At 74.1% G+C, this 7,658-nt stretch carries 8 protein-coding genes and 1 pseudogene; 5 read left to right on the top strand and 4 right to left on the bottom strand.

Annotated elements, in window-relative coordinates; translation table 11 throughout:
* Window positions 1-178 precede the first annotated feature (178 nt).
* The 3 genes and pseudogenes from ABT122_RS32795 (at window position 179) to ABT122_RS32785 (ending at window position 2,592) form a co-directional block, all read left to right on the top strand.
* The gene (locus ABT122_RS32795) at window positions 179-397 is read left to right on the top strand and encodes a hypothetical protein (RefSeq protein ID WP_351559706.1); all 219 of its coding nucleotides are present in this window, start codon (window positions 179-181) and stop codon (window positions 395-397) included.
* 776 nt (window positions 398-1,173) lie between these two features.
* A pseudogene (locus ABT122_RS32790) lies at window positions 1,174-2,006 on the top strand (nitroreductase/quinone reductase family protein).
* Between the two features lie 43 nt (window positions 2,007-2,049).
* Window positions 2,050-2,592, top strand: a complete 543-nt coding sequence (locus ABT122_RS32785) for a GNAT family N-acetyltransferase (RefSeq protein ID WP_351559704.1) — start codon at window positions 2,050-2,052, stop codon at window positions 2,590-2,592.
* Here the strand turns inward: ABT122_RS32785 and ABT122_RS32780 are convergent.
* From ABT122_RS32780 to ABT122_RS32765, 4 genes are all read right to left on the bottom strand, one after another.
* Window positions 2,556-3,170: an isochorismatase family protein gene (locus tag ABT122_RS32780; protein ID WP_351559702.1), complete on the bottom strand. Its 615-nt coding sequence runs from the start codon at window positions 3,168-3,170 to the stop codon at window positions 2,556-2,558. The genes ABT122_RS32785 and ABT122_RS32780 overlap by 37 nt on opposite strands.
* 77 nt (window positions 3,171-3,247) lie before the next feature.
* On the bottom strand, window positions 3,248-4,024 hold the full coding sequence (locus ABT122_RS32775) for a MerR family transcriptional regulator (protein ID WP_351559708.1): 777 nt from the start codon (window positions 4,022-4,024) through the stop codon (window positions 3,248-3,250).
* A 64-nt stretch (window positions 4,025-4,088) separates the two neighbouring features.
* Window positions 4,089-4,601: a VOC family protein gene (locus ABT122_RS32770; protein WP_351559700.1), complete on the bottom strand. Its 513-nt coding sequence runs from the start codon at window positions 4,599-4,601 to the stop codon at window positions 4,089-4,091.
* Between the two features lie 91 nt (window positions 4,602-4,692).
* A complete protein-coding gene (locus tag ABT122_RS32765) occupies window positions 4,693-5,547 on the bottom strand; it encodes an alpha/beta hydrolase family protein (RefSeq protein WP_351559698.1) in 855 nt (284 codons plus the stop codon).
* A gap of 318 nt (window positions 5,548-5,865) precedes the next feature.
* On the opposite strand from ABT122_RS32765, the gene ABT122_RS32760 reads away from it, so the two are divergent.
* Together ABT122_RS32760 and ABT122_RS32755 are read left to right on the top strand one after the other, a co-directional pair.
* The gene (locus ABT122_RS32760; protein WP_351559696.1) at window positions 5,866-6,294 is read left to right on the top strand and encodes a PPOX class F420-dependent oxidoreductase; all 429 of its coding nucleotides are present in this window, start codon (window positions 5,866-5,868) and stop codon (window positions 6,292-6,294) included.
* Window positions 6,295-6,491: 197 nt separating this feature from the next.
* Window positions 6,492-7,562 carry a LacI family DNA-binding transcriptional regulator gene (locus ABT122_RS32755; protein WP_351559694.1) on the top strand — a complete coding sequence of 357 codons (1,071 nt, stop codon included), beginning with the start codon at window positions 6,492-6,494 and terminating at the stop codon, window positions 7,560-7,562.
* Window positions 7,563-7,658 lie beyond the last annotated feature (96 nt).

Raw genomic sequence — 7,658 nt, 5'->3', positions numbered from 1 at the left:
CGCCGCGGCCTCCTCGGCTCTGCCCACACATCTGGCACGAACGCTTCCCCACAACATGCGCCCGGCCCCCCCCCCCCCCCCCGGCCCGGGCCCCGGGAGCCCGCTCCGCACCCGGTGCCCGGGAGCCCGCGCCGCACCCGGGGATGCGGCTGCCGGCGCACCGGGAGACCGTGGAGGTATGCCCTCCCACCCGCCGGTCATCGTTCACCCTCCGTCCCCCGGCGGCGGCCGCCGGGTCACCGTGCGCGGAAGGATCGCCGGGCTCGCCCACGGGCGGGGTGATCTCGCCGGGCTGCTCCGCACCGAGCTGGGGCTGCGCGCGGAGGTCATCGACCTCCAGGACCCCTCGGTGATCGAGTGGCGCGGCGGCGGCGCCGAGACCTGGCCGCGCCCCTGACCCGATCCTGGCCCGCGGGGTCCGCAACGCCCGCACCGTCCGCACCGTCCGCGCGAACAGAGAGAAGCCCCCGACTGGACGGGGGGGGTGTCCAGCCGGGGGCCGTATGGCGCGGAAACGAAGGGCGGTCGCCTCGCGGCGAGAGGCTCCCTGAGGCTTCAGCCGAACGATCTTCCTCAGGGGCTTTGGGCAGGGCCCGGGGACACTGTCCCCTCCGTAACCACATACCGCTCAACGGCACACCGTCCCAGGATGTTCCGGTATTTCCGTTAAGTGGAGTGTGACGTGAGCCACAGTACAGTGAATCCCCGCTCCTGGCTCGATGCCGGACGGGAGACACGGCGCGCGATGGAGTGACGATCCCGCTCAGCACCCCACCAGCACCCCACCAGCACCAGCACCAGCACCAGCACCGAGAAGCCCCCGGCCCTCAGCCGTCGGCGCCCGCGCTCGACCGTGTTGCCGCAGGTCCGTGCGTACCGCTAGGGTCCTCCCCGTGACTGCCGGGTCGGCCCTTCCGGGCCAGAAGCGAGTAGGGTTCCCGGCCCCGGAGTGAATCCGGGGCGGGTGAGAGCCCCGCCTTCCTCTGTCCTCCGCACCACCCCTCCCCACCCCCACGCCGTGCAGCGCGCTGTCCTCCGCGCGCGCCGGACACTCCTCCCCCCCACCGCACCCGTGACCGGTGTGTGCCCGCCCCTGGGGCACCCTGTCGCGCCGTGCGGCTCCCCGCCGTGCCCGTGAACGCCTCCGGGCGCACCTCTCCCAGAAAGCAGCGCATGCCCAACGACTTCAACCAGCGGATCATCGAAGAGTTCCGAGCCAACGCGGGGCGGGTGGGCGGCCCCTTCGAAGGAGCCCGGCTCCTGTTGCTGACCACCGTCGGAGCCCGCTCCGGGCAGCCGCACACCACCCCCGTCGGCTATCTCCCCGACATCGGCGGACGGGTCCTGGTCATCGCCTCCGCGGGCGGCGCCGCCCGGCACCCGGCCTGGTACCACAATCTCCTGGCCACTCCCCGGGTCACGGTCGAGAGCGGGGGCTTCATCCACGAGGCCGAAGCCGTCGTCCTGGAGGGCGCGGACCGCGACCGCGCCTTCGCCCGTGCCGTCGAGTCCGACCCCGGCTGGGCCGAGTACCAGGCGAGGACCGAGCGGACCATCCCCGTGGTCGCCCTCCAGGAGATCCCCGGGCCGCCGAACGTGCCCGGGGCCGCCTCCGCCGGCGAGACCGTCCGCTGCTCCACGGAGTCCTCCGGAACGAACTCGCCCTGATCCGCGAGGAGATCGCCGCGTCGGGTCCCACCCTGGGAGCCCAGGCGCGGATCAACTGTCCGGCCGTCTGCCAGGGCCTGCGCAACCACCACACCGGTGAGGACCGGATGATGTTCCCGGCCCTCGGCGAACACCACCCCGGGGCCGCCCCGGTCCTGGACCGGCTGCGCCGGGAACACGAGGAGACAGCCGCCCTGGTGGAACAGCTCCGGCGGACCGTCTCCACGGAATCGGCGGACCCGGCCCTCCTCCGGGAGGAGGTCGAACACCTCACCCGCGAGCCGGAGCGCCATCTCGACCACGAGGAGGAGCAGTTGATCCCGCTTCTCGACGGGTGAACCCGCCGGATCACGGTCACGGGCCTGCTATGGGTTCCCCGGTATGACCGCACTCGGACTCGGACCCGTCGCCTGGCCGCCGGCCCCGATCAGCACGGAGCGGCTCGTGCTCCGCGAGCCCGAGGCCCGGGACCGGCCCGGGCTGATCGACCTGCTCGCCTCACCGGAGGTGCACCGCTACCTCGGTGGCCCCCGGCCGCGTGAGGAGCTGGAGCGCGCGATACCCGGGGCGCCCGACCGGCGCCCCGGGCTCTTCGTCGTCGATCTCGGAGGAGCGATGATCGGCCAGGTCACGCTCACCAAGGACACGGGATACCTCCCCCGGGCCGCGGGCGCGGCCGAACTCGGCTATCTGTTCCTGCCGGAGGCATGGGGGCGCGGATACGCCGCCGAGGCGTGCGCGGCCGCACTCGGCTGGTTCGACGACGCGCTTCCCGGCGAACCGGTGGTGCTCGCCACCCGGACCGCCAACGCCCGCTCCCTGCGCCTCGCGGCGAGGCTGGGGTTCACCGAGGTGGAGCGGTTCGAGGCCTACGGCGCCGAACAGTGCTACGGCGTCCGCTCCCCGGCCGCGCCGCCCGGCTGAGCCGGCCCGGCCGGGGCCGTGAAGACGAGATCCGCCGCCGGGACGGTCACCTCGGCCTGTCCGCTGAGGGCCCAGGCCGCGACCCGGGAGACCGAGGCGGCGGGGATCTCCTCGCTGATCCCGGGCGCCGCCGGGATGTTGTGCGTCGCGTGCGCGTCGTGCGGCAGGACGACCCGGAACCCGAGCGCGAGCGCCGTCCGGACCGTCGCCTGGACGCACATCTCCGACATCACTCCGCAGACGGCGATGGACCGCACCCCCGCATCGGCCAACAGCCCGCCCAGCGACGTGCCGTCGAAACCGTCGGCCCTGGTCTTCCGGACCACCGGATCACCGCTGCCCGCCTCCACGGGATGGTGCAGTTCCCAGCCGGGTGTGTACGGCTCGTCATCGGCCCCGGCCGCTCCGTCGTTCTGCACCCGCACCACCAGCGCCCCGCTCCGCCGGGCCCGTTCCATCAGCCATCCCGTCCGTTCCAGCAGTCGCGCCGCCCCGGGCACGGCCCGGTCACCGCGGACATGCGCCGTCTGGACATCCACGACGATCAGGGCTTCCAGCCCGGTTGTGCGCTCAGTCATACGGCCATCATGATCGTCCCCACCGTGCGGCTCCACCCGGTTTCCCGGCGGCGGTGCCCCGCTCCGGACCCCGCGCGCTACCGCCAGGTCGCGGTGTCGGGGTCGACGCCGTGGGCGCGCGCCGCCGCGTCGACGATACGGCGGAACCACGCGGCGAGGCCGGCGCGGATGCCGTCGTAGTGGGCGGAGAACGCCGGATCGGCCTCGTACATCCGGCCGAGGCAGACCTGCATCGGCCGGGTGAGGGGGAAGTACGAGGCGAAGACCTCGCGGTGCCGTTCGACGAGCCGGTTCGCCTCGGGGCTGCCGGGCGCGACACCCGCGTCCATCGCCTCCCCGAGGGCGCGGTCGAGACCGGCCATCGCGTCGGCGACGGCCCGCCACTCCTCCGGGCCGCGCGAGGCCGAGCGCTCGGCGTACTGGAGCCACTGCGGTGTGTCTCCGTACCGCTCACGGGCCTGCGCGGGCCAGTCGGGGTTCCACCGAGGGCCGAAGACCGCGGCCTGCTGTTCGACGGTCAGCAGCAGGCCCCGCTCATGGGCGTCGATCATCCGGTCCAGGCCGGCGCCGAGCTGCTGGAGGCGGTCGATCCGTTCGGTGACCTGGGCGCGCTGCGCACGCAGCGCGCCGGGCACATCCGCCGCCGAGTCGTCCAGGACGGTCCGAATCCTGTCCAGGCCGAGACCGGCCTCACGGTAGACGACGATGCGGTGCAGACGCTCCAGATCAGCGGCGGTGTAGAGCCGGTATCCGGCGGCCGTGCGGAGCGACGGTCGCGCCAGCCCGATCTCGTCCCAGTGGTGCAGCGCCCGGACCGTCACACCCAGCCGGGCCGAGACCTGACCGACGGTCAGACCACCGGTGACGCCGCTGCCGTCGGTGCCGTCCGTGCCGTCCGTGTGCGCGACGTCAGCGGTGTCAGCCGGCGTCCGGCGGGGTGATCCCCATGGCTTCAAGGTTCCGTGCCTCCTGACTGGCCGGATCGAAGGGTTTCGCCGCGGTGAGGACGATCCGCGCGTTCTCGGGAGTGATCACCTCGATGTCGCGGGTGTTCCAGGGGGTGTCCCGTGGACCGTCGACCGACTCCGGGCGCAGCGTACGGCACGCCTCGGCCAGGGAATCGATCTGGCTCAGCACACACGCGAAACTGAGGCTCATCGCCGGCGCGCGCTCCGGTGCGTTCGCCGCCGGGACCAGGAGGACGTCCTGGAAGGCCCACCGGCGCAGATGCACCAGCCTGTCGGGGATGGTGAACAGCTCGAAGAACCCGAGCCCACGGGTCCAGAACTCCACCGACGCCGCCAGGTCGCCCGTCGGGATCGTCGCGAACGCGGGCATTCCGTAGATGCCGCGGAACAGTTCCGGAGGAACGGCGTCCGGGCCGGGATCGGGTACGGGACTCATCTCGAACGCGTTGTAGTGGTCGCTCATGCACCCCACCCTCCAGCCTCACGCGGCGTGAGGGTCAAGCCCGTTCCCCGAGGGGCCGGCACGGACCCCGCCGCCCGGGGGCGCCCTCCCGTCACAGATGACGGGAGAAGAACGCGACCGCGTCGGCCGCCACCCGGGCGCGCACGGGCCCGGCGCCCTCGATGTCGTCGGCGAACTCGTAGTGGCCCACCCCCGCCCCGACACAGCGCGTCTCGGCGCCGGGTATCCCCTCCCCGTACACCAGGGCGTTCCGCGGGCCGGGCGAGTTGTCGTCCGCGCCGCCCCACCGGACGGCGACCGGGCGCCGTACGCCGGCCAGGCTCGGCACATCGATCAACTGGCCGATCGCCGGGGAGATCAGAAACGCCGCCGCGACCCGGGGGAGCGAGACATCCGCTCCCGAACCCTCCAGCCGCCGTTCCAGTTCGGCCGCGGGCACCCGGGCCCGCAGCGCGGGGACCAGGCCGGGGAACTCCGGGAGCGGGGGAGCCGGGACCAGTCCGTGGAGCACCGCCGAGAGCCGCTCGGGGGCGAGCCGCGCGCCCACCAGGGCCGCCGCCGTGTAGCCGCCGAGCGAGAAGCCCGCCGCGCCCACCGGACCCAGCTCCCGCTCCCGCTCCAACTCCGCGAGCGCGAAGGAGAGATCGCGCGGGCGCTCCCAGACGAAGGCGAATCCCTCGGGCAGGGAGCGGTCCACCGCGTTGTTGCCGTGGTGATCCGCGCCCACGACCAGGAACCCCGCCCCGGCGAGGGCCTCGGCCAGCCACGCGAGGTCCCGGGCGCGGCCACCGGTGCCGTGGGAGAGCAGCACCACGGGCGGCGCGGCCCGCCGGGGCTCGGCCTCCGGCTCCGGCTCCCAGAGATGAATGCGCACCGGACGTGGTCCGTCCGTGTCCCAGCCGGTCCGGCTGTGGTCGAGCAGTTCGCGTATGACGGGTTCGCGCATGCCCGAACCCTAGATCGCCCACCGGAACCGCCGCCAAACGGCGCGCCGCCCGGCGCCCCCGGCGGCCCGGCCCCCCGACCGGGTCGCCGCGGCCCGCGGACGGCAGGCTTACTGTATCGGGGAACAGTAGGGCCCGGCAGGTCGCAAAGCAGCCGCCGGCTGGCCGGAACCCGGTCCCCCGGTGGCGTACCGCGCACCCCCGAACGGCGGGGTATGAGCGGGCACCGGGCGCGGTACGAGTGAGGTGCGCGCGCACGGCGGGACGGCGTGTGCCGGGCCGGAGCGGCCCAGCGCCGGGCCCGGAGAGGAGAGCCCCCCATGTCCTTCACCGACGAGGAGACCGCCTATCTCCAGTCCCAGCCCCTGGCCCGCTTCGCGAGCGTCTCCGCCGACGCCCAGCCCGATGTGGTCCCGCTGGCCTACGAGTTCGACGGTACGCACCTCTGGGTCGGCGGCACGGGCCCGAGCGTGCTCCGGACCCGTAAATTCCGCAATGTCCGCGCGGGGAACAGCAAGGTCGCCCTGGTCATCGACGACCTGGTCTCCTTCAGCCCCTTCATCGCGCGCTGCATGAGGATCTACGGCACGGCCCGGGAGCCGTTCGAGCGGGTGGGCCCGGCCGGCCCCGGGACGTATATGCGGATCACCCCCACCCTCTCCTGGAGCTGGAATCTGGCGGGCCTTCCGGCGGGCGACACCTGGTACGAGCCGGTGCGCACCGTCCACGCCCCGCCCGCCGGAGGCTGAACCCGCGCCCGGCCCTGCACGGGGTGTGACCGTGTCAAGGCGTGCCGGAGTGGCCGAAATCAGCGGGAAGAGGCCGAGAAGGTAGCCATCGGCCTGGTCGGGGCTTGCCCGGCGCCACCCGGGCGACCTAGGGTGAATGCGCTTTCATAACGCAAGAGCAAACGGTCACAGGACACAAGAAGCGGACGGTCGGTCGGGTGAGCACCCCCACTGTGTACGACGTTGCCGAACGATCGGGCGTCTCCATCGCGACGGTCTCGCGGGTCTACCGGAACCCGGACTCCGTCCGGGCCCAGACCCGGGACCGGGTCCTGGAGGCGGCCCGGGACCTCGGCTACGTCCCCAGCGGCAGCGCGCGCGGGCTGGCCAGCCGGACCACCGGAGTGCTGGGGCTCTGCTTCCCCGACTACGCGGACCCGGACGCCGAGGCGGACGGCGCCGACGCGGAGGACGACGACTCCGCGGTGATGCTCTACTCGGACCAGATCATTCGCGGAATGGAACGGGCCGCGCGGCGCCACGGGTACGCCCTGCTGATCGCCGCCTCCCTCGAAGGGGGCCCGCAGAGCCTGGTGGAACAGGTCGCCGGGCGGGTGGACGGCTTCGCCGTGCTGGCGCGGACCGTGCCCACCGAGGACCTGGAGGTCATATCGCGCCGGCTGCCGGTGGTGATGCTGGCGGGCCCGCGCGAGATCGATCACCTGGACCACATCGAGGTGGCGAACGCGGACGGCGAGCGCGAGCTGACCAGGCATCTGATCGAGGATCACGGGCTGCGCCGGCTGGCCTTCGTCGGGGGCGAGGCGGACTCGCCCGACGCCGAGGCCCGGTTCGCCGGTTTCCGCGCGGCCTGCGGCGACGCGGGGCTCCCGGTGCCGGACGAGCCGGCCGTACGGGCCCCGATGATGACCGCGGCCGAGGGGGAGCGGGCCGCGGCGGAGCTGCTCGGGCGCGCGGGCGAGCGCCCGCAGGCGATGCTCTTCGCCAATGACCAGATGGCCGTGGGGGCCCTGCACGCGCTGGAGCGGCGCGGTGTGCGGGTGCCGGAGGACATCGCCGTGACGGGCTTCGACGGCATTCCGCTGAGCCGGATCGTGCGGCCCGCGCTGACGACCGTGCGGCAGCCGATGCGCCGGCTCGGGGAGGAGGCGGTCGACCTGCTGGTGCGCCGGCTGCGGGACCGCACCCGGGAGCCGGTCTCCCTGATGCTCCCGGTCTCTCTCGCCCGCCGCTCCAGTTGCGGCTGCCCGCCCCCGGCCCGGGGCTGACCCCGGCTCCCGCCCCGCCCGGCTCCCGCCCCGCCCGGCTCCCGCCCCGCCCGGCTCCCGCCCCGCCCGGCTCCCGCCCCGCCCCGGCGGCCTGCC

This window comes from Streptomyces sp. NPDC001985 (assembly GCF_040296845.1).
Classification (GTDB): domain Bacteria; phylum Actinomycetota; class Actinomycetes; order Streptomycetales; family Streptomycetaceae; genus Streptomyces.
This window is presented reverse-complemented; position numbering and strand designations above follow the sequence as displayed.

What these genes read in the sequence shown, in the direction of transcription:
- ABT122_RS32795 (WP_351559706.1), top strand. Translation starts at nt 179, where the DNA reads ATGCCCTCCCACCCGCCGGTCATCGTTCACCCTCCGTCCCCCGGCGGC.
- ABT122_RS32780 (WP_351559702.1), bottom strand. Translation starts at nt 3,170, where the DNA reads ATGACTGAGCGCACAACCGGGCTGGAAGCCCTGATCGTCGTGGATGTC.
- ABT122_RS32760 (WP_351559696.1), top strand. Translation starts at nt 5,866, where the DNA reads ATGTCCTTCACCGACGAGGAGACCGCCTATCTCCAGTCCCAGCCCCTG.
- ABT122_RS32765 (WP_351559698.1), bottom strand. Translation starts at nt 5,547, where the DNA reads ATGCGCGAACCCGTCATACGCGAACTGCTCGACCACAGCCGGACCGGC.
- ABT122_RS32785 (WP_351559704.1), top strand. Translation starts at nt 2,050, where the DNA reads ATGACCGCACTCGGACTCGGACCCGTCGCCTGGCCGCCGGCCCCGATC.
- ABT122_RS32770 (WP_351559700.1), bottom strand. Translation starts at nt 4,601, where the DNA reads ATGAGCGACCACTACAACGCGTTCGAGATGAGTCCCGTACCCGATCCC.